This is a genomic window from Acinetobacter celticus (assembly GCF_001707755.1).
Lineage (GTDB): Bacteria > Pseudomonadota > Gammaproteobacteria > Pseudomonadales > Moraxellaceae > Acinetobacter > Acinetobacter celticus.
The window spans coordinates 299,674-323,333 of the sequence record NZ_MBDL01000008.1 but is presented as its reverse complement, the minus strand read 5'-3'; the positions used below and the strand labels follow the sequence as shown (position 1 = coordinate 323,333).

18 protein-coding genes and 1 tRNA gene are annotated in these 23,660 nt (G+C 39.6%); 9 read left to right on the top strand and 10 right to left on the bottom strand.

What is annotated here, in order from left to right; genetic code table 11:
* Window positions 1-82 precede the first annotated feature (82 nt).
* Together carB and carA are read right to left on the bottom strand one after the other, a co-directional pair.
* A complete protein-coding gene (carB, locus tag BBP83_RS05640) occupies window positions 83-3,313 on the bottom strand; it encodes a carbamoyl-phosphate synthase large subunit (protein WP_068886425.1) in 3,231 nt (1,076 codons plus the stop codon).
* Between the two features lie 14 nt (window positions 3,314-3,327).
* Window positions 3,328-4,467 (bottom strand): glutamine-hydrolyzing carbamoyl-phosphate synthase small subunit, encoded by a 1,140-nt coding sequence (carA, locus tag BBP83_RS05635; RefSeq protein ID WP_068886424.1) that lies wholly within the window; start codon window positions 4,465-4,467, stop codon window positions 3,328-3,330.
* Window positions 4,468-4,772: 305 nt separating this feature from the next.
* Here carA and BBP83_RS05630 point away from each other — a divergent pair, with 305 nt between their 5' ends.
* Complete coding sequence (locus BBP83_RS05630) at window positions 4,773-5,249, top strand: hypothetical protein (protein WP_068886423.1); 477 nt, start codon at window positions 4,773-4,775, stop codon at window positions 5,247-5,249.
* A 353-nt stretch (window positions 5,250-5,602) separates the two neighbouring features.
* On the opposite strand, the gene BBP83_RS05625 is transcribed toward BBP83_RS05630, so the two are convergent.
* Window positions 5,603-6,142 carry a DOMON-like domain-containing protein gene (locus tag BBP83_RS05625; protein WP_068886422.1) on the bottom strand — a complete coding sequence of 180 codons (540 nt, stop codon included), beginning with the start codon at window positions 6,140-6,142 and terminating at the stop codon, window positions 5,603-5,605.
* A gap of 8 nt (window positions 6,143-6,150) precedes the next feature.
* Window positions 6,151-6,474: a ribosome assembly RNA-binding protein YhbY gene (yhbY, locus tag BBP83_RS05620; protein ID WP_068886421.1), complete on the bottom strand. Its 324-nt coding sequence runs from the start codon at window positions 6,472-6,474 to the stop codon at window positions 6,151-6,153.
* Between the two features lie 195 nt (window positions 6,475-6,669).
* On the opposite strand from yhbY, the gene rlmE reads away from it, so the two are divergent.
* The 4 genes from rlmE (at window position 6,670) to BBP83_RS05600 (ending at window position 10,759) form a co-directional block, all read left to right on the top strand.
* Window positions 6,670-7,320: a 23S rRNA (uridine(2552)-2'-O)-methyltransferase RlmE gene (rlmE, locus tag BBP83_RS05615; protein WP_068886420.1), complete on the top strand. Its 651-nt coding sequence runs from the start codon at window positions 6,670-6,672 to the stop codon at window positions 7,318-7,320.
* Window positions 7,321-7,445: 125 nt separating this feature from the next.
* Window positions 7,446-9,335 carry an ATP-dependent zinc metalloprotease FtsH gene (ftsH, locus tag BBP83_RS05610; RefSeq protein ID WP_068886419.1) on the top strand — a complete coding sequence of 630 codons (1,890 nt, stop codon included), beginning with the start codon at window positions 7,446-7,448 and terminating at the stop codon, window positions 9,333-9,335.
* A 130-nt stretch (window positions 9,336-9,465) separates the two neighbouring features.
* Complete coding sequence (gene folP, locus BBP83_RS05605; RefSeq protein WP_068886418.1) at window positions 9,466-10,320, top strand: dihydropteroate synthase; 855 nt, start codon at window positions 9,466-9,468, stop codon at window positions 10,318-10,320.
* A gap of 124 nt (window positions 10,321-10,444) precedes the next feature.
* Window positions 10,445-10,759 carry a DUF5713 family protein gene (locus tag BBP83_RS05600; RefSeq protein ID WP_068886417.1) on the top strand — a complete coding sequence of 105 codons (315 nt, stop codon included), beginning with the start codon at window positions 10,445-10,447 and terminating at the stop codon, window positions 10,757-10,759.
* Between the two features lie 58 nt (window positions 10,760-10,817).
* On the opposite strand, the gene BBP83_RS05595 is transcribed toward BBP83_RS05600, so the two are convergent.
* The 3 genes from BBP83_RS05595 to BBP83_RS05585 all read right to left on the bottom strand — a co-directional run bounded on the left by BBP83_RS05595 (window position 10,818) and on the right by BBP83_RS05585 (window position 12,510).
* The gene (locus BBP83_RS05595; RefSeq protein WP_068886416.1) at window positions 10,818-11,174 is read right to left on the bottom strand and encodes a hypothetical protein; all 357 of its coding nucleotides are present in this window, start codon (window positions 11,172-11,174) and stop codon (window positions 10,818-10,820) included.
* Window positions 11,175-11,284: 110 nt separating this feature from the next.
* Window positions 11,285-11,370, bottom strand: a tRNA-Leu gene (locus tag BBP83_RS05590).
* A gap of 405 nt (window positions 11,371-11,775) precedes the next feature.
* The gene (locus BBP83_RS05585; RefSeq protein ID WP_068886415.1) at window positions 11,776-12,510 is read right to left on the bottom strand and encodes a hypothetical protein; all 735 of its coding nucleotides are present in this window, start codon (window positions 12,508-12,510) and stop codon (window positions 11,776-11,778) included.
* A 170-nt stretch (window positions 12,511-12,680) separates the two neighbouring features.
* On the opposite strand from BBP83_RS05585, the gene BBP83_RS05580 reads away from it, so the two are divergent.
* Window positions 12,681-13,187: a hypothetical protein gene (locus tag BBP83_RS05580; RefSeq protein WP_068886414.1), complete on the top strand. Its 507-nt coding sequence runs from the start codon at window positions 12,681-12,683 to the stop codon at window positions 13,185-13,187.
* 110 nt (window positions 13,188-13,297) lie between these two features.
* On the opposite strand, the gene paeA is transcribed toward BBP83_RS05580, so the two are convergent.
* Window positions 13,298-14,620: a polyamine export protein PaeA gene (gene paeA, locus BBP83_RS05575; RefSeq protein ID WP_068886413.1), complete on the bottom strand. Its 1,323-nt coding sequence runs from the start codon at window positions 14,618-14,620 to the stop codon at window positions 13,298-13,300.
* Window positions 14,621-14,744: 124 nt separating this feature from the next.
* Window positions 14,745-15,734 carry a LysR family transcriptional regulator gene (locus BBP83_RS05570; protein ID WP_068886412.1) on the bottom strand — a complete coding sequence of 330 codons (990 nt, stop codon included), beginning with the start codon at window positions 15,732-15,734 and terminating at the stop codon, window positions 14,745-14,747.
* A 629-nt stretch (window positions 15,735-16,363) separates the two neighbouring features.
* Here BBP83_RS05570 and BBP83_RS05565 point away from each other — a divergent pair.
* The gene (locus BBP83_RS05565) at window positions 16,364-17,965 is read left to right on the top strand and encodes an isocitrate lyase (protein WP_068886411.1); all 1,602 of its coding nucleotides are present in this window, start codon (window positions 16,364-16,366) and stop codon (window positions 17,963-17,965) included.
* A 118-nt stretch (window positions 17,966-18,083) separates the two neighbouring features.
* Here the strand turns inward: BBP83_RS05565 and BBP83_RS05560 are convergent, their stop codons facing one another.
* On the bottom strand, window positions 18,084-18,458 hold the full coding sequence (locus BBP83_RS05560) for a diacylglycerol kinase (RefSeq protein ID WP_068886410.1): 375 nt from the start codon (window positions 18,456-18,458) through the stop codon (window positions 18,084-18,086).
* Window positions 18,459-18,891: 433 nt separating this feature from the next.
* Here BBP83_RS05560 and BBP83_RS05555 point away from each other — a divergent pair, with 433 nt between their 5' ends.
* Window positions 18,892-21,987 carry a multidrug efflux RND transporter permease subunit gene (locus BBP83_RS05555; protein WP_068886409.1) on the top strand — a complete coding sequence of 1,032 codons (3,096 nt, stop codon included), beginning with the start codon at window positions 18,892-18,894 and terminating at the stop codon, window positions 21,985-21,987.
* A 249-nt stretch (window positions 21,988-22,236) separates the two neighbouring features.
* Window positions 22,237-23,574 (top strand): magnesium transporter, encoded by a 1,338-nt coding sequence (gene mgtE, locus BBP83_RS05550; protein WP_068886408.1) that lies wholly within the window; start codon window positions 22,237-22,239, stop codon window positions 23,572-23,574.
* Window positions 23,575-23,660: the final 86 nt, after the last annotated feature.

The window sequence follows — 23,660 nt, the reverse complement described above, 5'->3', positions numbered from 1 at the left end:
TTGTTATGTATTAAAAAATACAGGGTTATAAAATAAAAAAATCCCGCCACCAATAAGGTGACGGGACTTATCGGTAACTTAATTAACCTTTAGTAAGGTCTTGCAAACGGTAAACGTCCATTGGCAATTTAATTGCTAAAGCTTGGCATACCGCATCGGCACCATTCAAGGTCGTTGTGTAATACACTTTACCTTGAAGTGCAGAGCGACGGATTGAGAATGAATCCTGCTGTGCTTGTTTGCCTTCAGATGTGTTGATAATGAGGTGAACTTCGCCATTTTTCAAGCGGTCCACAATATTAGGACGACCTTCGGTGACTTTATTCACACGTTCACATTCAATACCAGCTTCTTTGATCACGTTATAAGTACCGCCAGTTGCGATAACTTTAAAGCCAAGATTAGTCAACTGTTTAGCAATACCAACCGCACGTGGCTTATCTGACTCACGGACAGATAAGAACGCATGTTTTACTTCACCTTCGGTTGGAAGACCTGGTAAGCGGTCATTAGAGCCTAACACAGCTTTATAGAACGCTTCACCAAAAGATTTACCAACGCCCATGACTTCGCCTGTAGATTTCATCTCTGGGCCAAGAATAGGGTCAACGCCTGGGAATTTGTTGAATGGGAACACAGCTTCTTTTACTGCAAAGTGCGTCGGGATAATTTCTTTAGTAAAGCCTTGAGAGACTAAAGATTGTCCCGCCATGCAACGTGCAGCAACTTTTGCTAAAGACTCGCCGATACATTTAGAAACGAATGGCACAGTACGTGATGCACGTGGATTCACTTCTAAAATGTAAACGTCATTACCTTTTACAGCAAACTGTACGTTCATCAAACCAATCACGCCAAGCTCTTTTGCCATCGCAACAGTTTGACGACGCATTTCGTCCTGAATCTCATTTGAAAGAGAGTAAGGAGGAATTGAGCATGCAGAGTCACCTGAGTGAATACCCGCTTGTTCAATATGCTGCATGATCCCGCCGATCACCACATCTTTACCGTCAGATACGCAGTCCACATCAACTTCAATAGCATCATCTAGGAAACGGTCAAGTAATACAGGCGCTTCGTTAGATGCTTGAACCGCATCACGTAGGTAGCGTTTCAATTCGTCGTCGTTATAAACGATTTCCATTGCACGGCCACCCAATACATACGATGGGCGTACAACCAATGGATAACCCACTTTAGATGCTTCAGCCATACCTTCTTCAGCAGATTTTACAATGCTGTTGTTTGGTTGGCGAAGTTGCAGACGTTGAATCATTTGCTGGAAACGTTCACGGTCTTCTGCACGGTCAATTGCGTCAGGTGATGTACCAATAATTGGCGCACCCGCTTCTTCAAGCGCACGAGCCAATTTCAAAGGTGTTTGACCACCGTACTGTACGATAATGCCTTTAGGCTTCTCGATACGTACAATTTCCAGTACATCTTCTAAAGTGATTGGTTCGAAGTACAAACGATCTGAAGTGTCATAGTCAGTAGAAACCGTTTCAGGGTTACAGTTGACCATAATGGTTTCATAACCATCTTCACGCATTGCAAGGGCTGCGTGTACACAGCAGTAATCGAATTCGATACCTTGACCAATACGGTTCGGGCCACCACCAATCACCATGATTTTATCTTTGGTCGATGGGTTTGCTTCACATTCTTCATCGTAAGTTGAATACATGTAAGCAGTATCAGATTCAAACTCTGCTGCACAGGTATCCACACGTTTGTAAACTGGCATTACGCCTAAGTTCCAACGGTGTTTACGGAATTGCTTTTGTGAAATACCCATCAAATCTGCAATACGAAGATCTGACAAACCTTTGCGTTTGAACGAGCGGATGTTGTCGGCATTCAAATCGCCAAAACCTAAAGTTTTGATTTGTTCTTCAGACTTAATAATGTCTTCAATTTGAATCAAGAACCATTTGTCGATATTGGTTGCAGCAAAGATTTCATCTAAGCTAAAGCCGTGACGGAAAGCATCTGCGATATACCAAATACGCTCAGGGCCTGGAACTTTAAGCTCTTGAAGAATTTTATCTTTCGCGCCGTCAGCACCAATTTCAATTTTTTCGTCAAAACCACACGCACCGACTTCAAGACCACGAAGTGCTTTTTGTAAAGACTCTTGGAAGTTACGACCAATGGCCATCACTTCACCCACAGATTTCATCTGTGTAGTCAAAACTGCATCTGCTTGTGGGAATTTTTCAAAGTTGAAACGAGGAATTTTTGTTACAACGTAGTCGATTGCTGGTTCGAAAGATGCAGGTGTTGTGCCACCTGTGATGTCGTTTTTCAACTCATCAAGGGTATAACCCACAGCTAATTTTGCAGCGATACGTGCAATTGGGAAACCAGTAGCTTTAGATGCAAGTGCAGATGAACGCGAAACACGTGGATTCATCTCAATCACAACCATACGGCCGTCTTTCGGGTTGATACCGAATTGAACGTTCGAACCGCCCGTTTCAACACCAATTTCACGCAGAACGGCTAAAGACGCATTACGTAATAATTGGAATTCTTTATCGGTCAATGTTTGTGCAGGAGCAACGGTGATTGAGTCACCAGTATGCACGCCCATTGGGTCAAAATTTTCAATGGTGCAGACGATGATACAGTTGTCGTTTTTGTCACGAACAACTTCCATCTCGTATTCTTTCCAACCAATTAAAGATTCATCAATCAATAACTGATGAGTTGGAGAGAGGTCGAAACCACGTTCACAAATTTCAATGAATTCGTCGCGGTTGTACGCGATACCACCACCTGAACCACCCATGGTGAATGATGGACGAATGATTGAAGGGAAGCCCAATTTTGCTTGGATTTCGAATGCTTCTTCCATGTTGCTAGCAACAGCTGCACGTGGACATTCAAGACCAATACGACGCATTGCGTCATCAAACAATTTACGGTCTTCCGCCATTTCAATGGCTTCTTTACTCGCACCGATCAATTCAACATTGAATTTTTCTAAAATGCCGTGCTCATCAAGCGCAAGGGCACAGTTCAATGCTGTTTGACCACCCATTGTAGGAAGAACTGCGTCTGGGCGTTCTTTCTCAATGATTTGTGCAACAGTTTGCCATGTAATCGGTTCGATATACGTTGCATCTGCCATTGCAGGGTCGGTCATGATGGTCGCTGGATTAGAGTTGACCAAAATAACACGGTAGCCTTCTTCACGAAGGGCTTTACATGCTTGCGCACCTGAGTAATCAAACTCACATGCCTGTCCGATCACAATCGGGCCAGCACCAATAATTAAGATGCTTTTAATGTCTGTACGTTTAGCCATGATCGCTTCCTTAATTACTTCTTAGATGCTTCAATAAGTTCGATGAAATGATCGAACAATGGTGCGCAGTCGTGCGGGCCAGGGCTCGCTTCAGGGTGACCTTGGAAACTGAACGCAGGTTTGTCTGTACGATGCATCCCTTGTAGGGTTTTATCAAACAAAGATTTGTGCGTAGCTTTCAAGTTTGCAGGTAATGTATCTGCATCTACTGCGAAGCCGTGGTTTTGCGAAGTAATCATCACTGTACCATCTTCAAGATTTTGTACAGGATGGTTTGCGCCATGGTGGCCATGAGGCATTTTGATTGTCTTAGCACCAGAAGCGAGAGCCAAGATTTGGTGACCTAAGCAAATACCAAAAACAGGAATTTCTGTGCTTTCTACAATTGTTTTTACAGCTTCAATTGCATAGTCACAGGCAGCTGGGTCGCCAGGGCCGTTTGAAAGGAAAACGCCATCTGGGTTTAAAGCAAGTACTGTTTCTGCAGAAGTTTGCGCAGGAACAACAGTCAATTTACAACCGCGGTCTGCAAGCATACGTAAGATGTTGGTTTTGACACCGTAATCGTATGCAACAACATGGAATTTAAGTTCTGGTTGAGAGAAGCCTTGGCCAAGTGTCCAAGAGCCTTCAGACCATTCAAAGCCTTCAGGGTCACAACATTCTTTTGCAAGGTCTAAACCGTCTAAACCGCCGAAAGCACGTGCTTTTTCTAAAGCTTGTTCTTCTGTAATATTTTCGCCAGCCAAGATGCAACCATTTTGCGCACCTTTATCACGTAAAATACGGGTTAATTTGCGTGTATCAATATCGGCAATAGCAACTACATTGTGTTGCTCTAGGTATTCACCCAATGATTGCGTGGATCGGAAATTGCTATGCAGTAAAGGTAAGTCACGGATAATTAAACCGTTTGCCCATACTTTATGAATTCGACCTGATTCAACGTCTTCATCATTACAACCTGTATTACCGATATGCGGGTAAGTTAAAGTCACAAGTTGCTGTGCATAACTAGGGTCAGTCAAAATTTCTTGATAGCCAGTCATTGCTGTATTAAAAACGACTTCACCAGTCGTACTACCCGATGCACCGATTGACGTACCTTTAAAGATAGTACCATCGGCAAGGGCTAAAATTGCTGGGGTGCTCAAACCAAAGCTCCTGAAATTTAGGCTGTAAAAAAGCGAGAAGACGAAAAAAAAGGAAGGCCATTTTTAAACCTTTCCTCCCTATGTCTGCTCGCTTGAACTTAACACTGCATTATACGCATGAAGAACGATAAAGTCCATTTTATTTATGGTGAATATGTGAGATAAAGGGCTTGTATTTCGCTATAAAGTTGAGTTTTTCTTGCTGGGAAATGTAAGCAATTAATTATTGTTAGACAAATCGTAAACTAAAATTCATCAAATAAGTTTAAGCTGTGAAACTTAAGAATAATGATGGGTATAAGGTCATGGCGGCGCAACAGAAACCAGCAGTAGTAGCAAAATCTCTCAAAAATATTGCTACAGATAGTGCAGAGCAACTTGAGCAGGTAGCAAAAGAAGCGACTGACCAAGTGACAGAAGCTGTTACAGAGAGTAAAGATAAAATTGAAGTAGAAGCAAAGCAGTTGAATGCGAATGTTCAGCAGCAATTACAGCAATTAAAGCAAGATGTATTGCAAAAAATTGAACAGCTAAAAACACAGTTTGGTTCTTCGCAAAAAGACTTAACTGAGCTGAAAGATTTTGTAAAAACAGAATTTAATATTGTCCTTGATGATATTACGAAGCTCGGTAAAGAGCTAAAAGAAGATGTTGGTCAGATTTCTTTGAAACATAAAGAACAGTTGGCAGAAACTTATAAGCGTTCAAAAGAGCATACCTTAGAGGCGTGGAAAAAAGTTTCACCGTCAAAGGCTGAAAAAGAAGAAAACGTGCAAAGCTGAACTCTAATTTAGAGACTCAATTGCTATAAAAAAAGTAGCAATATAAATACGAGGGATATGTGTATCGTTCATCTGGTATGGGCATGCATGATGTGATGCCTGATTTTATTGTTATTGCTTAGACCAGTGTTATTCAAATTTTTATTTATTGCTTACTTATATGTTCAGCAACTTGATTGTTTTAGGTTTAAGTAATCGGCTATTTGCAATTGTATGCAGGTGTTTGGGAAAGTCTATTTATATGGGTTGGAGCAATGAGAAAATAGCAGCACAAAAATTACGACAGTCGAAATTTAATAATTACAGTAGATAGAAACAAAAAAAGCAAAAGGATTTCCTTTTGCTTTTCTTTTTTAAAACTGATGTAACCAGTCACGCTTATTGTGAAAATCTGCGTTGGGGCTACTGTGTTGCATGGCATAGTAATGATCACCTTGAGAGGTTTTCATTACAGCACTAAGACCTAAATACAAATTAGACCAACTCAGTTTGTGTTGCAGCATGAATTCAGCCAGATTGATGCTTACATTCATGCCGTAATGGGTACGCTTTAGTTGATTCAGTTCAATATCATAAGCTGCCTTCGGCGGCATATCTTCAGGATAGCGATATTCTTCAAACTGATAAGCTTGCCATGCCTGAGACGGGGAGAGGTTAATTTCTCTGTAAAAATCTTCACCGTGAACACCAATGAAAATTTCAAAACAACTGTGTTCCCACAGAAAGTCTTGACGAGGGTTCGATGTCACTAATTTAGGCCATTGAATATATTGGTTTGGATCACGTAACCAAAAACCCACATTAAGTGAATATGGGCCTTGTTGTTCAATAGCGCCAACAATCGAAATTGCTTCAAAGCGACGGTCAAACGCATTTAGATCATAACTTGCCATAATTGAAATCAGTTCGATGCATTTGCGAAACGAACAAGATTTGATAATTTTGCATTTTGTTTCACTGCTTTTTTATAAAGCAAAGCAATTTTACCAATCGTTTGTACAACTTCAGCGTCAGACGCCTTTGCAACTTCAGCAATTAAAGCGGTACGAGCAACACGGTCTTCACCGCCAACTTTAACTTTGATCAGTTCATGATCATTAAGCGCACGGCCTAATTCTTCAATTACATTTTCAGTTAAACCTTTATCACCAATCATTACAACTGGATTTAAAGCATGTCCGATTTGACGTAAACGCTTACGTTCTTGAATAGATAAAGCCGCCATAAATGTAACCTAATTTTAAAAACGGCTTAGTATAGCAAAAATCAAGATTAAACGCTTTAAATTCTAAGTAAAAAAACGATGCAAATTATTGAAAAAAACTAGCACGAATCGAAGAATTAGATACAGATGTATACTGCAAACAGGGTGTTTTTCACGTACACTTAAGGATTAGAAGTTATTTTTATTTAGAGAGTTATGGCAACACGCATTACTAACCAAAAATTATCCAAGAGTAGTCGAGATTGGATGCGAGAGCACTTAGATGATCCTTTTGTTAAAAGAGCACAAAAGGAAGGTTACCGTGCGCGTGCTGCCTATAAACTCCTTGAAATTCAAGAAAAGTACAAGTTGATTAAACCTGGTATGACCGTGGTTGACTTAGGCGCAGCGCCTGGAAGTTGGTCTCAGATTGCTGGAAGATTGGTCGGAGATAAAGGCCTTGTCGTGGCATCTGATATTTTAGAAATGGATGCACTGCCAGATGTAACATTTTTGCAGGGTGACTTCCGCGAAGAGGAAGTATTCGAAAAATTGTTAAATATTTTAAATGGACGGACTGTAGACGTTGTAATTTCAGATATGGCCCCCAATACATCAGGTAATAAGGCTGTAGATCAACCGCGTCAGATTTATCTTTGTGAGCTTGCACTGGACTTTGCGAATAAAGTACTGAGCCCGAAAGGTCAATTCTTGGTAAAAGTATTCCAAGGAGATGGTTTTGATGAGTTTCGTAAGCAAATAATTGAAAATTTTGATGTATTGAAAACGGTAAAACCAGCTGCTTCACGTGCGCGTTCAAAAGAAGTATTTCTATTGGGACAAGGGCGTAAGAAGAGTTTCAAGTAAAGTTTACTTGCCAACACGTTAAAAATTGTGCATTTTTAACTTATTGCAAGCTGGTCTGCAGCGTAAATATTAGGATCACCCCTTGGTTGGGCATGGTCGAATTAGATTGATATGGGAATAAAGCTTTGAGCGATCTTTTTAAGAATGCCGTGTTGTGGCTCATTATACTGGGCGTGCTGGTGTTAATCTTCAGCAATGTCAGTGACCGTAAACAACCGACCGCAATGAACTATTCTGAGTTTGTTGCAGCCGTGAATGCTGGTCAAATTAAGCAAGTCATAATTGATGGCGAAAGAATCCGTGGTGAGAAATCTAACGGTTCTGAATTTGAAAGTATTCGTCCAGCGGTCCAAGATCCTGAACTAATGCCGAATCTGATTAAAAACAATGTTGTTGTTGAAGGTACAGCGCCTCAACGTCAAGGTTTGTTAATGCAGCTTCTCATTGCCAGCTTCCCAGTGCTTCTAATTATTTTGCTATTCATGTTCTTTATGCGCAACATGGGTGGCGGAGCGGGCGGTAAAAATGGCCCAATGAGTTTTGGTAAATCAAAAGCAAAAATGCTTTCAGAAGATCAAATTAAAGTTACTTTTGCTGATGTTGCCGGTTGTGATGAAGCAAAGCAAGAAGTTGTTGAAATTGTAGATTTCTTGAAAGATCCAACTAAATTCAAACGTCTTGGTGCAACTATTCCACGTGGCGTATTGATGGTTGGGCCTCCAGGTACGGGTAAAACTTTAATTGCAAAAGCCATTGCTGGTGAAGCAAAAGTTCCATTCTTTAGTATCTCTGGTTCTGACTTTGTTGAGATGTTTGTAGGGGTCGGTGCATCACGTGTTCGTGATATGTTCGAACAAGCAAAACGTCATGCACCATGTATCATCTTTATTGATGAAATTGATGCTGTCGGTCGTCATCGTGGTTCAGGTACAGGTGGTGGTCACGATGAGCGTGAGCAAACCTTGAACCAAATGTTGGTGGAAATGGATGGCTTTGAAGGCAACGAAGGCATTATTGTCATTGCTGCTACAAACCGTGCAGATGTATTGGATAAAGCTTTGCTTCGTCCAGGACGTTTTGACCGTCAAGTGATGGTTGGTTTACCAGACATTAAAGGTCGTGAACAAATTTTGAATGTTCACTTGAAGAAATTACCATCTACAACAGGTGTGGATGTTAAAGTTCTTGCTCGTGGTACACCGGGTTTCTCTGGTGCGCAATTGGCAAACCTTATTAATGAAGCTGCGTTATTTGCTGCGCGTCGTAACAAAAATACAGTCGATATGCATGATTTTGAAGATGCAAAAGACAAGTTGTATATGGGACCAGAGCGTAAATCGATGGTACTTCGAGAAGAAGAACGTCGTGCAACAGCTTATCATGAAGCAGGTCATGCCATTGTTGCTGAAATACTTCCGGGTACGGACCCTGTGCATAAAGTCACAATCATGCCACGTGGTTGGGCATTGGGTGTGACTTGGCAGTTGCCAGAGTTTGATCAAACCAGTCATTACAAAGACAAAATGCTAAATGAGCTTTCAATCTTATTTGGTGGTCGTATTGCAGAAGAAGTCTTCATTCATCAAATGTCGACAGGTGCTTCAAATGACTTCGAACGTGCAACGAAAATGGCACGTGCGATGGTGACCAAATACGGTATGTCTGACAAGTTAGGCGTAATGGTCTACGAAGAAGACGCGCAACAGTCGTTTATGGGTAGCATTGGTAGTCGTACTATTTCTGAAGCAACGCAACAACAAGTTGATGCAGAAATTCGACGTATTATTGATGAGCAATACCGTGTTGCTCGCGATATCCTTGAAAATAATCAAGATATTGCGCATGCAATGGTTAAAGCATTGCTTGAATGGGAAACGATTGATCGTGATCAAATTCGTGACATTATAGAAGGTCGTGAACCGCAACCACCAAAAGTTTATGTTGCAGAAAATCCTGTGATTGATGTAGCACCAACAGATGGTCCAGCGACACCACCACCCTTGCCAGTAAGCTAATTTAAAGCATAAAACAGAGTCTCAATTGAGGCTCTTTTTTTATGCTTTAAATAAAATGATGATTGAAAAGAATTCAGCCCTGTTTGAAGCAAAGTTGTTAAAATACTCACAGAAAAATAGGAGTATTTGAATGCAGTTAATGCCTTTGCCAAATCGAATTTTAAATTGTGGAAACTTAAAGCTAGATTTATCTACACCACATGTCATGGGTATTTTGAATGTAACGCCCGATTCTTTTAGTGATGGTGGACGGCATAACAGCAAAGACATGGCGGTTGCACATGCCAAGCAAATGATTGCGGATGGCGCTACGGTGATTGATGTGGGTGGTGAGTCGACAAGGCCGGGTGCATCGGCGGTCGACGTGGCAGAAGAGATTCGTCGTGTGGTGCCTGTGGTCGAAGCATTGTCAAAACTGGATGTTGTAATTTCTATTGATACCTCTCAACCCGAAGTGATTCAAGCTGCAGTACAAGCAGGAGCACATATTTGGAATGATGTACGTGCATTAACGCGCCCTCAAGCACTAGAAACGGCTGCCCGATTAAATATTCCTGTCATTATTATGCATATGCGTGGCGAACCGACCACGATGAATCAGCTAGATCAATATGATGATGTTACACATGATGTGATTGGAGAAATTCAGCAGCGTGTAGATGATGCATTAAGTGCAGGTGTAAAAGAAGAAAATATTTTGATTGATCCTGGTTTCGGTTTTGCAAAAAATGCACAGCAGAATTTGAGACTTTTAAATGAATTTTATCGGTTAAATGGTTTGGGTTATCCTATTTTATCTGCATTATCACGTAAACGCTTTATTGGTGAGGCGCTGAATGGTGCGGATGCACAAGACCGTGCAGTAGGCTCGGTGGCTGCTCATTTGCTTAGTATTCAGCAAGGCGCATGCATGGTTCGGGCACATGATGTCAAACAAATGTCCGATGCGATTAACGTCTGGAAAGCGATGCAAATGGCGGTTTAGATACCGAAAGAGTTATGCTTTTAAACAAAGCCAATATTCGACAGCTATTTCGTGGGTTTTGTTTGGTAAATATGTGCTGATATGGTATATAGGCTCGCTTAGTTTGTATATTTAGAGTGCCTGTATGTTTACAGATTTACTTCTCCCAATGTTTGATGATGAGTATTACCCAGATGTGCTGGTTGCAGATGTAAAACAGTGCATTGAAAAATTCGCAAAAAAATTGTCGAAAGATGAATTGTCATCAGCTGAAATTTATCATTTTGCACATGAAGCAGTTATTTCAATCAATGCACTCAAGCCACAATTTGAAGACCTTGATTCATCTTTAGATGATACAGCTGCAGATTATATTGCTGAAGCCATGATGATGGTTGCTCAGTCAGAAGGCTATATGGATGTAGAAATGGAAGAGCTGATAGTCAATAGAGAGTGGTAATCCACTCTTTATTTTATGCTTGTTTTGAATAAGGTATGCATTATTGTTAGATTAAAAATCACTCTTCAAATAAGTCCAATAAATGGCAGGATTGGTTAGGGTGTACATCTAATATTTCTTCTATTGTTAGATGATAAAGCTCTTGTTTTTCATATACATCACCTCGAATGTTGACCCAAAATTTAGGATGCTGTTTTAAATAGTGTTCAATTTTAGCTTGATCATTTGTGTGATTAAAATGCAAAGGATATTCATATTGACTTAGGTCGCAGCGTTTTAAAAATAATTGGTTTGCACGCTGATGAATGGTTCCTGAAAATAGATCATAAAATTTAGTTTCTTCAATATCTGTTGCTTGAAGAGCGGTAGAGCTAAACAAGTAGAAAATGCATAAACACACAATATTTTTTTTCATCAATTAAATATCTTATTTTTAGAGTGATACTTTTTACATTAAATATGCAGACATAAAAAAACCAGCTATAAGCTGGATTTTTTATTGCACCATTTTAAGAAGTATTAAAATGGTGCCCGAGGCCAGACTCGAACTGGCACGCTTTGTGGGCGGGGGATTTTAAATCCCCTGTGTCTACCGATTTCACCACTCGGGCATGAGCGCAATAATAGTGGACGAAACGTGGCTTGGCAAGTGTAAAACTGCATGATTGATTTAAAATTAGACAAAATATGTGTTTATGTATAAAAAAAATGCTAAATCTGGCTTTGATATGATATGCGTCATATTTAGTCCATACTTTTGCGCTCAAACTGAAATAGAGTTTTATTAAGCTGGCTGAAAAAATGGATAGCTGAAGAATGAAAATTAAAGTTTCAGCTTCTAAGATGATTTAAAAATCTTGCTTGGTTTTATGAGATGCGTACAGTAAAAAAGAATATCTTAGGTTATCCAGAGCTAAAATTTTAAGATTTGGCGATGCATTGAAGAAACCTATTTTTCCATTGGCACAAAGTGCTTAATTGAAGCCAAAAAAAACCGAGCTATAAAGCTCGGTTTTTTATTTCATCATATTTTCTAAATAGGTGTTTAAATCTAAATGTTTGAAGCTTTTGCAGAGCTGATGCTCAAAGCCTAAGGCCTTTTCATGGAGTATTTGGAATTGTTGTTGTTGTTGCTTTAACTCATTCAATTTTTTAGAATTACGTTTGCATAATAGGCGCCGACATTTAATTTTCAAGACTTGTTTATAAGACCAAAAACACACCCGACGGGTTTCTTGTAAATAATAATATTGATGGCTGTCGCTGTGATCGCGGAATAAGTTCTCTTTATAAAAACGAACAAAGCCAAAACTCATGGCAAAAAAGAACAGTAAAGACTGCAAAAAACTGCTTTCTACATAGGCAATATTGATGGCTTGCAAAAGAATGATAACTGCAAGTTTAATGGGAGTGTGGCAAAGCTGTTTATAAAGCGAAACAGAACTATGCTTCATTTGTTTAATAACTAACGGTGTAATTAGCATGAAAAACAACATGACAGCAAGAACGGCAAGGCCTTTGGCGCGAAATTCGCTTAATTGAGGCCAAGTGTTTTGCAGATATGCTCCCAGACTCATGCTAATGGATATAAAAATCATCGCTGCCAATAGCCACGGAATGAACTCTTTTAATTCATCCAAAAGACCTTTGGTTTTTATCATGCTGTAAAACAGATAATTACGCTTAAAGGCGGCAGGATACAGCAATTTGAGCTGTTCCAAAAATTGCACAGCTTGTTTATCTTTCATCATGCAAAAAGCAGTGTTCTAAAAACTTGATGCTCAATATAATTTAATTTAGCGCATAAGACACAAAAAATTGTATGGATTTTTATAGATTCATCGCAGAACGGTAGATATTCCACTTTTCTGGGCTGAAATATGAGAAAATACTTTTTTATAATTGTATTTACAGGCAAGCAATGGCTGACCAATCTCCTGAAAATTTAAGTGATATTGAAATCTTAGATATTTTAACGTCGATGAGAAATGATGAATTGGATGCAGAAGCAAACAACATTATTCGTGAAGGCGGAAAGGCTGGACGTCAGGAAGCGCATAAACAAGCTTTGGTTGCTTTGCATCACTCATTTGAAGAAAAATTTGTAGAGGCCGTGACTTTGGCTTTGCATTTGAATGAAGGTCAAAGTAAAAAAATTCGCTACAAAAAAGACCGTATCCGTATTTTGAAAGTACGTGGTATCGATTACTCTGCGATTGATGGTGCAGAAACAGCACAAGTACTGTCTCAAGTTGCACAAGCCATTAGCCGTGAAGATGCAATCGTGACTCGCGATTTGCATAATATTTTTCCATTTTGGAAAGAAGGCTGGCCAATGGTTCAATTTGATAATGCCTATAGCATTTTACAAGATGATATCTCGATTCATTATCAAGCTGTGTTAGATGCACTTATTTCAAAGCATTAATTAAGTTTATCGTGTCAAAAAAGCGCCTAATGGCGCTTTTTTGTCTATTGGACTTTTACCCAAGTGTTAAACCGAAAGGGAAGATCTCAAATGCTCAAAGAAAAATCAGATTACTCTGATTTTTCTTCAGCTGTTTCGGTAGTTTCTAATAAGCGTGTCACCAAGAGCTGGTCAATTTTAAAATGATCAACATCGACCACTTCAAATTTATAGTCACCAAAAATTACGGCATCTGCAGGGCGTGGAATTTTTCTCAGTTTATACATCATGAAGCCTGCCAGCGTTTCATAGTTGTCGGTGTCGGGCATTTCATCAATTTCTAACGCATGCATCAAATCTTCAATGGGGGTACTGCCTTCAATTAACCATGAATTATTATCACGTTTAAAAATTTGTTGGTCTGCATCAATGGGAATAACCCAATCACCCATCACGGTAATCATAATGTCGGACAAGGTAATGACACCAACAACCAAGGCATATTCATTAATAACCACAGCAAACTTTTCTTTCGTTGAACGAAAACGATCAAGAAGCTCAGATAAGGTTAAAGTATCTGGGATAGTGAGCACATTACGAATGGTATTTTCGTTGAGTTGTAGTAGCGATTGGTTGTTAAGAATACGGACTAAAATATCTTTTGCATCAATATAGCCAATCACATCATCAATATTTTCGCTACACACCACAAACTTAGAATATGGGTATTCTGCAAGTTTTTGGCGAATACTGGCTTCGGATTCTTTTAAAGTAAAAAACACGACATTTTCACGCGTGGTCATACTTGAGGGTACATTACGTTCTTCAAGTTCAAATACATTTTCAATAAAATGATGTTCTTGTTTTTGTAGAACGCCCGCTTGTGCACCTGCATCCATGACGGCTGAAATATCTGCGAAGGTAATATTGTCGTCGCGGGTCGTGTTGACTTTAAATAAGCGGAACAATAAATTCGCAATGGCATTAATGACCCAAGCCAGTGGTTTACAGACTTTAATAAAGACTTGAATTGGGTTAATAACGGAGACGGCAATTTTTTCTGGAGCAATCATTGCCAAACGTTTTGGCATTAAATCTGCAAACAGAATAAATAGTGAAGTCACCATGGTAAAGGAGAGGGTAAAGCTGATGGATTCGGCCAATGGCCCTGTATAAAACCGCTCAACAAAATTTAGAAAATAAGGACGGAAAGCTCCTTCACCTAAAATACCACCTAAAATGGCAACGGCATTTAAGCCAATTTGTGCGGCTGCAAAAAAATCAGCGGAATTTTCTTGTAAATCTAGAACTTCTTGCGCACGTTCATCGCCAGCTTCAGCAAGAATTTTAAGTTTAACTTTTCGCGCACCAGCTAGAGCGATCTCTGTTAATGATAAAAAACCGGCTCCGGCGATAAGGATGGCGATGATTACGATATTTTGGAAGAGGCTCACAAACCCACCTGCGGATCATCGTTATTATGGATATTTTTAACATAAAAAAACTTGAGGAATAATGTAATTATTGCCTCAAGTCACAGTATAGGCTTAAAAAAGAAGAATTTAAGATTAATTATGCTCAATATTGTGAAAATTGAGAGTTATTCATCAAAAACTCACGGTTTTCTTCCTCTACCATTTGGCGGGCAACATAAAGAATGAGCTGGCGTAACCAACGGTGGGCAGGGTGATGGTGTAATAAAGGACACCATGCCATTTTTAGCTCAAATTCTGGAATATAGAAGGGCGGATCTTTTAATAATAGATTCTGACTTTTGGCTTGTAAGCGCGCAATTCGTGTTGGCAAGGTTGCCACTAGGTCGACATTGGCTGCCAATAGACCCGGCATTTGATAGTGACGAGTGAAAACAGAAATTTTACGTTTTTGTCCAATACGCTCGAGTGCTTGATCAATCCAGCCCAAACCTGCTTGTTTTTCTGGATTTACGCCAAAGCCAACGCCCATACCTGTTTTAGACACCCAAATATGTTGTGCATCTAGATAGCTTTTAAGATTGAGATTGGTCGCAGCAGGATGTTTGCTATTGAGTAAACAGGAAAAACTATCACGCCAAACCAAAACTTGGTGGAAACTTTGGGGAATTTCATTGAATCGGTTAATGGCTAAGTCGACTTTACCTTGTTCCATATCACGGTATGACACATCACTTGGGGTTAAAAAGTCGAGAACCACATTCGGGGCTTCGGAACGTAAAGCTTTGACTAAGCGAGGAACCAACGTGGCTTCTGCATAATCAGATGTCATAATGCGAAAAACACGATTAGATGTATAAGGACGAAATTCGGTACGAGGTTCCAAAATCATGGAAAGGTCAGCTAATACATCCCGAATACGTGGTTGTAATTCTAATGCACGTTCAGTTGGTGTCATTCCTTCCGAAGAACGAATAAGCAGAGGATCATTAAATAAATTACGAAGACGACGAAGAATATTACTCATTGCGGGTTGTGTTACACCGAGCTGTTCAGCAGCGCGAGTCACATTTTTTTCACGAAGCAGTACGTCTAAATAAATGAGTAGATTGAGATCGACACGCTCCAGATTCATAAAAAAAATACCGAAAATAAAATCAAGAAATTATTAGGATTATGCCATAACTGGTATGGGTTGTGTAAAAAGTTGACGAAATAAAAGACATCAAATGAATCAGATTTTTCAGTGCGTCATTGTTTTAAATAGGCCTATATGTCGCCCAAAAATATAACCTACTCGAAAGCCAAAATACCAAAAAAGAAGGCATGATTAAATAAAGCACAGAATAATAATTTTTTGAAATGACTCTTGAAGGTGGTGAAACCAACCGCAAAAATTGATCAAAAAACAGAGCAAATGCTCTAAATGGTGTTTTTAAGCATTGTTTTATTGTGTTAAGACTTAAGTCTAATAAAGAAAAATCAGCCAGTTTGATTGATTTATCGTCTAAGAAGTAAAGGTGAAAAATATTTTTATTTCATTAAAAGTATGTACTTACGATATTTTTAATGAAATATAATTAGACTTTAATCTACATATTTTTTAAATAAATGTTGAAGATTCTTAGAGAATATTGGATTAATTGATTCGCACAATCTAATCTGTGTTCATCGCAACGAAGCGCTGTAAATCTGAACTGTTAGAATTAACTAGATGAAAGCCTTCGATTGATAATCCTAAAAATATACACAGGGTAAAATATCATGACTACTTACCAAACAGCGATTGATGCAATCCGCGAATTAAAAGCAAAATTCGGTAGCACTTGGCGCGATATTAGCCCAGAAGATGCTGCACGTATGCAAATGCAAAACCAATTCAAAACTGGTTTAGATATTGCTAAATATACCGCTGCAATTATGCGTCGTGATATGGCTGAGTATGATGCTGACTCTAGCAAATACACCCAATCTTTAGGTTGCTGGCACGGTTTTATCGCACAGCAAAAAATGATTGCGAACAAAAAATATTTTGGTACAACTGACAAGCGCTACATCTACTTATCTGGTTGGATGGTTGCAGCACTTCGTTCAGAATTTGGTCCACTTCCTGACCAATCTATGCATGAAAAAACATCTGTACCTGCTCTAATCGAAGAAATCTACACTTTCCTTCGTCAAGCAGACGCTAAAGAATTAAATGACTTGTTCCGTGCGCTTAAAAAAGCAAATGAAGCAGGCGATACTGCTAAAGCAGCTGAAATTACTGCTCAAATCGACGGTTTCCAAACTCACATCGTGCCAATTATTGCGGACATCGATGCTGGTTTTGGTAACGAAGAAGCGACTTACTTACTTGCTCGTAAAATGATTGAAGCGGGTGCTTGTGCACTACAAATCGAAAACCAAGTATCTGACGCGAAACAATGTGGTCACCAAGCTGGTAAAGTAACTGTTCCACATGAAGACTTCATCTCTAAAATCCATGCATTACGTTATGCATTCTTAGAAATGGGCCTTGATGACGGTATTATCGTTGCGCGTACTGACTCTGAAGGCGCTGACTTGACTCAAAAAATCCCAGTGGTTAAAGAGCCAGGCGACATCGCTTCTCAATACATCGGTTTCTTAGACACAGTTGAAATTGACATTGCTGATGCTCAAGAAGATGAAATCTTGATCAAACGTGATGGTAAATTACACCGTCCTAAGCGTTTAGCTTCTGGTTTGTACCAGTTCCGTGCTGACACGCAAATTGACCGTGTTGTACTTGACTGCGTATCTAGCTTACAAAACGGTGCTGACCTTCTTTGGATCGAAACTGCAACGCCAAACGTTGACGAAATCGCTCACATGGTTAACCGTGTACGTGAAACAGTTCCAAATGCGAAGCTTGTTTATAACAACAGCCCATCGTTCAACTGGACTTTAAACTTCCGTCAACAGTCTTATGACCGTTTCGTTGCTGAAGGTAAAGACGTTTCTGCTTACGACCGTGCTAAATTAATGAGCGCTGAGTATGACGAAACTGAATTAGCTGCTGATGCTGATGAAAAAGTACGTACATTCCAAGCGGATGCTTCTCGTGAAGCAGGTGTGTTCCATCACTTGATCACACTTCCGACTTACCACACTGCTGCTCTTTCTACACATGAGCTTGCTAAAGGTTACTTCGGCGAACAAGGTATGCTTGCTTATGTTGCTGGCGTACAACGTAAAGAAATCCGCGGTGGTATCGCTTGTGTTAAACACCAAGCAATGGCTGGTTCTGACATCGGTGATGATCACAAAGAAATCTTCTCTGGTGACAATGCACTGAAAGCGCATGACGATGCTAAAAACACAATGAACCAATTCGGTGGTTAATCCCCCCGAGTGATTCAAAAAAACCCTGCATAAGCAGGGTTTTTTTATGGCCAGTTTTTATCACCAGAGAATGCGAAATAAGCATTTATAGAGAACACATATTTTTATGTTGTAGTCTTTAAGGAATTAAAACTAAAGCCCACACAATAAAGATGAGCGTTAAGGCAACAAACTGTGCGGCGCTCCCCATATCTTTGGCATTTTTTGATAATTCGTGGCGGTCTAAGGAAATTCGATCAACCACAGCCTCAATTGCTGAGTTAAATAATTCAACAATGAGTGCTAACAAGCACACAGCGACCATAAGAGCTTGCTCAACTCGGCTGACATTAAGAAAGAAGCTCATGGGAATTAATATGGCATTAAGTAGGGTAATTTGCCGAAATGCTGCTTCATTAAAAAATGCAGCTTTAAAACCGGCCATTGAATACCCAGTAGCACTCAAGATACGTTTGGCCCCTGTTTTACCTTTAAATGGTGAGATATTAGTCATATCTGCGCCTATAATTTGAAATGACTTCTAGCCTAAAAGATGAAACTGAAAGAAAGCTGAAATTTGAGAACATGATCGAAATTTTTTACGATGTTAGGATGACCGAGTAGTTTTGCACAAGAAAAAGATTAAAAGCAAATTTGTAAAAAAGAACTTAAAAATGCAGCAGTTTTAAATCTGATTCAGGCGTTTTCTAATCATGAAGTTTTTATAACAACGCTCCATATATGATGCAGAGAGAACAATCTATGGGGAACTTCTGATGTTTCATAAAATACGGTTTCTTCATAGTTTCTACACATTGCTATATATTTGCTGTTTTCTGTTGAATAAGCTTGTTTTTTCTATGTGAGTCACTGAATATCCATCATTATTTGTTATTCATATTTATAACGTTTTATAACAAAACCCTCATGACGAGTGAATCAGTCTGATGCTGTCTAAATTCTTTATCCATCGTCCTATTTTTGCAGGTGTACTGGCTATTATGGTCATGGCGCTGGGTATTTTTGCAATTTTAAATTTACCCGTAGAGCGTTATCCCGATATTGCACCACCCAAGATTAATGTCAGTGCAACGTATACAGGTGCCTCAGCAGAAACGGTGGAAGAAAGCGTTACACAGGTTTTGGAACAGCAAATTAAAGGCATCGATCATTTACTATATTTTAGTTCCAGTAGTGATTCGTCAGGTCGTAGCCGAATCAGTATTAGCTTTGAAAATGGGACAGACCCAGATACTGCACAGGTTCAAGTACAAAATGCCATTAATGGGGTCATTAACCGTTTACCCGATGATGTACAGCGCCAAGGGGTGAATGTTTATAAGTCCTTGGGCGACACTCATATGGTCATTGGTTTATATGATGCATCAGATAACAGCTCCAGTATTGAGTTGTCTGATTATTTAATGACACATTTTGAACAAGACCTTGCACGCATTGACGGAATAGGCGAGGTTGATGTTTTTGGTTCGCAATATGCCATGCGCATTTGGTTAAATCCGCTTAAATTAAAACAATATGGTTTAATGCCAAGTGATATTCGTAACGCAGTAGAATCACAAAATACCCAAGTTGCAGCCGGAGCCCTAGGTGATTTACCTGTTCTACGGAATCAGTATTTAAATGCCAAAGTAACTTCTGGGTCGCGTTTAAAAACGGTTGAAGAATTTGAAAATATTATTGTTAAATCGGCTGTCGATGGTCGTTTCGTTTATTTAAAAGATGTCGCCCGCATAGAATTGGGTGCAGAAAATTATCAATTTTTTAATATTATTAATGGCTATCCATCCGCAGGCATGGGGATTTCATTAGCCTCTGGTGCCAATGCTTTAGCAACATCGGCATTGATTCAGCAAGAAGTAAATCATTTATCTCAGAAATTGCCCAATGGTTATAAAATTGTCTACCCACGAGATAATACGCCTTTTGTGCAAGAGTCGATTAAAGAAGTGGTTAAAACGCTATTTGAAGCGGTCGCCTTGGTGGTCTTGGTGATGTTCCTGTTTTTACAAAATTGGCGCGCAACTTTAATTCCAGCGATCACTGTTCCTGTGGTTATTTTAGGAACTTTGGCTATTTTGTATGCCGTCGGCATGACGATTAACACACTCACGCTCTTTGCCTTGGTTTTGGCCATTGGTTTGTTGGTCGATGATGCCATTGTGGTGGTGGAAAACGTTGAGCGATTGATGCATGAACAAGGCTTAAGTGCCAAGCAAGCTTCTATTGAGTCTATGCATGAAATTAGTGGGGCATTAATTGGGATTACATTGGTTTTGACGGCTGTATTTATTCCAATGGCTTTTTTTGGCGGTTCTACAGGTGTGATTTACCGTCAGTTTTCTATTACTTTAGTCGCTGCTATGGGGCTGTCTTTAATTGTTGCCCTAATTTTAACCCCTGCATTATGCGCTTTAATCTTAAAACCTAATCCACAGCCTGCAAAATGGGCCATTTGGTTTAATCAAAAGCTAGATCAGCTGAAAGGTCGCTATCTTCAAATTTCAAAAATAGCGCTTGCGCATAAAACTATTTTTATGGTGATTTTTATTGCTTTAATTACTGTTTTTGCTTTGTTTTATCGGGCACTGCCCACCAGTTTTATTCCTAGCGAAGATCAGGGCATTTTATCCGTCCAATTTAAATTGCAAGATGGCGCGCCCATGTCTAAAAGTCGTGAAGTGGGAGAATCAATTCGTCAGTATTTCTTAGCACATGAAAAAGACAATGTGGACTTGGTGATGATTCGCTATGGACGAAATTTTTCAGGCACAGGGCAAAATTTAGGCCAAGGCTTTATTGCATTAAAACATTGGGATGCACGTGCCGGTCAAGCCAATACGGCACAAGCGATTCGTGAACGTGCCATAAAATATTTTAAGCAATACCCCAATGCGCAAGTGAATGTCAATATGCCTTCCTCTGTCAGTGGTTTAGGTCAAACGGACGGTTTAGAGTTCTGGATTCGTGATATGGACGGAAAAGGACTGTCTTATTTAGAAGATAAATTTAAGGTTTTGAAAGAACACTCAGGTGAATATCACAGTTTTGAAAATTTAGATAAAAAGTCCAATCCAGATAAAGCTGAACTAAACGTTAATATTGATCAAAAGCAAGCCATGGCTTCAGGTCTATCACCCGTTGCAATTAATAGTACTTTGGCCAGTGCATGGGGCGGAACTTATATTAATGACTTTATTGATCGTGGTCGGATTAAACGTGTGATGATGCAAGGTGATGCCGAATTTCGCTCAAAACCAGAAGATTTGCAGTATTGGCATGTGCGTAATGCACAAAATCAAATGGTTTCATTTAATCAGTTTTCGACAATTGATTGGACGGGCGGGCCAGAAGTTGTAAACCGCTTTATGGGCTATACCGCTTTGCAAATGCAAGCCGATACGGCAAAAAATATTAGTTCTGGGCAGGCCATGCAAGACGTACAGCGTTTGGTTGCACAAGAATCAGGTATTGATGTGGCATGGAGTGGCTTATCTTATGAAGAACAAAAATCTAGTCATCAAGTTGCATGGCTATATTTAATTTCGATAGGTTTTATTTTTCTATGTTTGGCCGCGTTGTATGAAAGCTGGAGTATTCCAACGGCGGTGATGAGTGCCATTCCTTTGGGTATTGGAGGCAATATTTTATTTAGTTATTTTGTCGGTTTCCCCAATGATATTTATTTTCAAATTGCATTATTAACCACCATTGGTTTGTCATGTAAAAATGCAATTTTAATTGTGGAATTTGCCTTATCAGCACAAGAAAAAGGGCGCAGTGTTATAGATGCTGCCTTAGAAGGAGCCGTATTACGTTTACGTCCCATTTTAATGACTTCTTTGGCCTTTGGGGCAGGGGTTGTTCCTTTGGTTGTGGCTTTTGGAGCAGGTGCGGCCAGTCGTCAAGAAATTGGCGTGAGCGTATTGGGGGGCGTTATTTTTGGTACGGTATTGGTCTTACTTTTTATTCCCTTTATGTATGTTCTTATCCGTAGTATTTTTAAATTCAAGGAAAGAGCTTAAGTAACTTATTGAATTGTATTTGTTTTGAAGCATTGATTGAGCTTTATGGTAAAAATTCGTACTATTGTCGCGCCGTATAAGCGGTTAAATGAGGATTCACCCCTTCAATGGACAGGCATTGTTGTCATTCATTCCAATATTCAGATTGCTATAATTTTTTTGCTCAGAATGATGGGGTTGTGTATTCATCATAATAAAATGTGAATGTATGCCCTTGTTACTGTGCAAGAGACAGAACTAGGGGCTTACATGGGCTTTAATAATTTTTTATATCTCCTCAATGATGCATTAAGTAATCAACATTTAGATCTTGCACTCGATTCAGTCAAAACATTTCGGGCTGCCGATTTGGCGGACGTGCTGACGCAGCTTCCTTTAGAAAATAGCCAATTGCTGTTACAACATTTACCAGATCGGGCCTATGTCTTTTCCTATTTAGCACCTGAAGTACAGGTTCGTTTTGCTAATGTTTTGGCACGTCAGACCTTGGCGGAAATTGTGGGTGAAATGTCTTCCGACAAACGCGCAGATTTGTTTAAAAACTTAAATAAACAACAGCAAAATGCGCTGTTACCTGCTTTGGCACAAGCTGAAAGGGAAGATATTCGCTTACTGTCTTCGTATGTCGAAGGCACTGCGGGTGCAATCATGAGTTCTGAATATGCCACGCTTAAACCAGAACTGAGTGTCAAAGAAGCCATTACAATGTTGCGCTTAGAAGCACCCGATACCGAAACAATTTATTTTGCTTATGTGTTAGATGAAGCACGGAAACTGCTGGGTGTGGTTTCATTAAAGCAACTGATTTTGGCCCCAGAAAATCAAAACATTGCAGATTTGATGGCAACAAATATTGTTTCTGCCTTTGTTGAAACAGATCAAGATGAAGTCGCCAAAACCATTGCACGTTATGATTTATTGGCATTGCCAATTATTGATCATCAAGGCGTTATGGTCGGAATTGTCACTTATGATGATGCCATGGACGTTGCCAGTGAAGAAGCCACGGAAGATTTTTTAAAAGCGGGTGCGGTAAATGCAGACAGTAAATTAAGTCTGAAATTTGCACCAATTTTGCAATTGTATCAAAAACGCGTGTATTGGTTGGTTTTTTTGGTATTCGGTAGTTTGCTTTCTGGACTGGGCATTGCACATTTTGAAGATATTATTGCGGCCCATATTGTGCTGGTCTTTTTTCTACCACTCTTGGTGGGTAGTGGAGGAAATGCAGGCTCACAATCTGCCACACTGATGGTCCGTGCTTTGGCCACAGGTGATGTACATTTTAAGGATTGGTTTTATTTATTGGGACGTGAAAGTTTGGTGGCGTTACTACTAGGTGGCACTATGGCATTTGCAGTATCTGTATTGGGCTATTTCCGTGGTGACGAAATGGTGGCTTTGGTTCTAGCATTGAGTATGCTGACTATTGTGATGATGGGCTGTTTAATTGGAATGAGTTTGCCCTTTATTTTGAATCGTTTTGGTATGGACCCTGCAAGTGCTTCAGCCCCCTTAGTGACTTCAATTTGCGATGCAACAGGTGTGTTGGTGTATTTATTCATCGCCTCTAGACTTCTCTTCTAATACACTAGCGCGCAGACCACTATATACGTCATAAAATTATTATGTTCTATTAAGATAAAGCCGTGAAGTACGATTAAATTATGTCG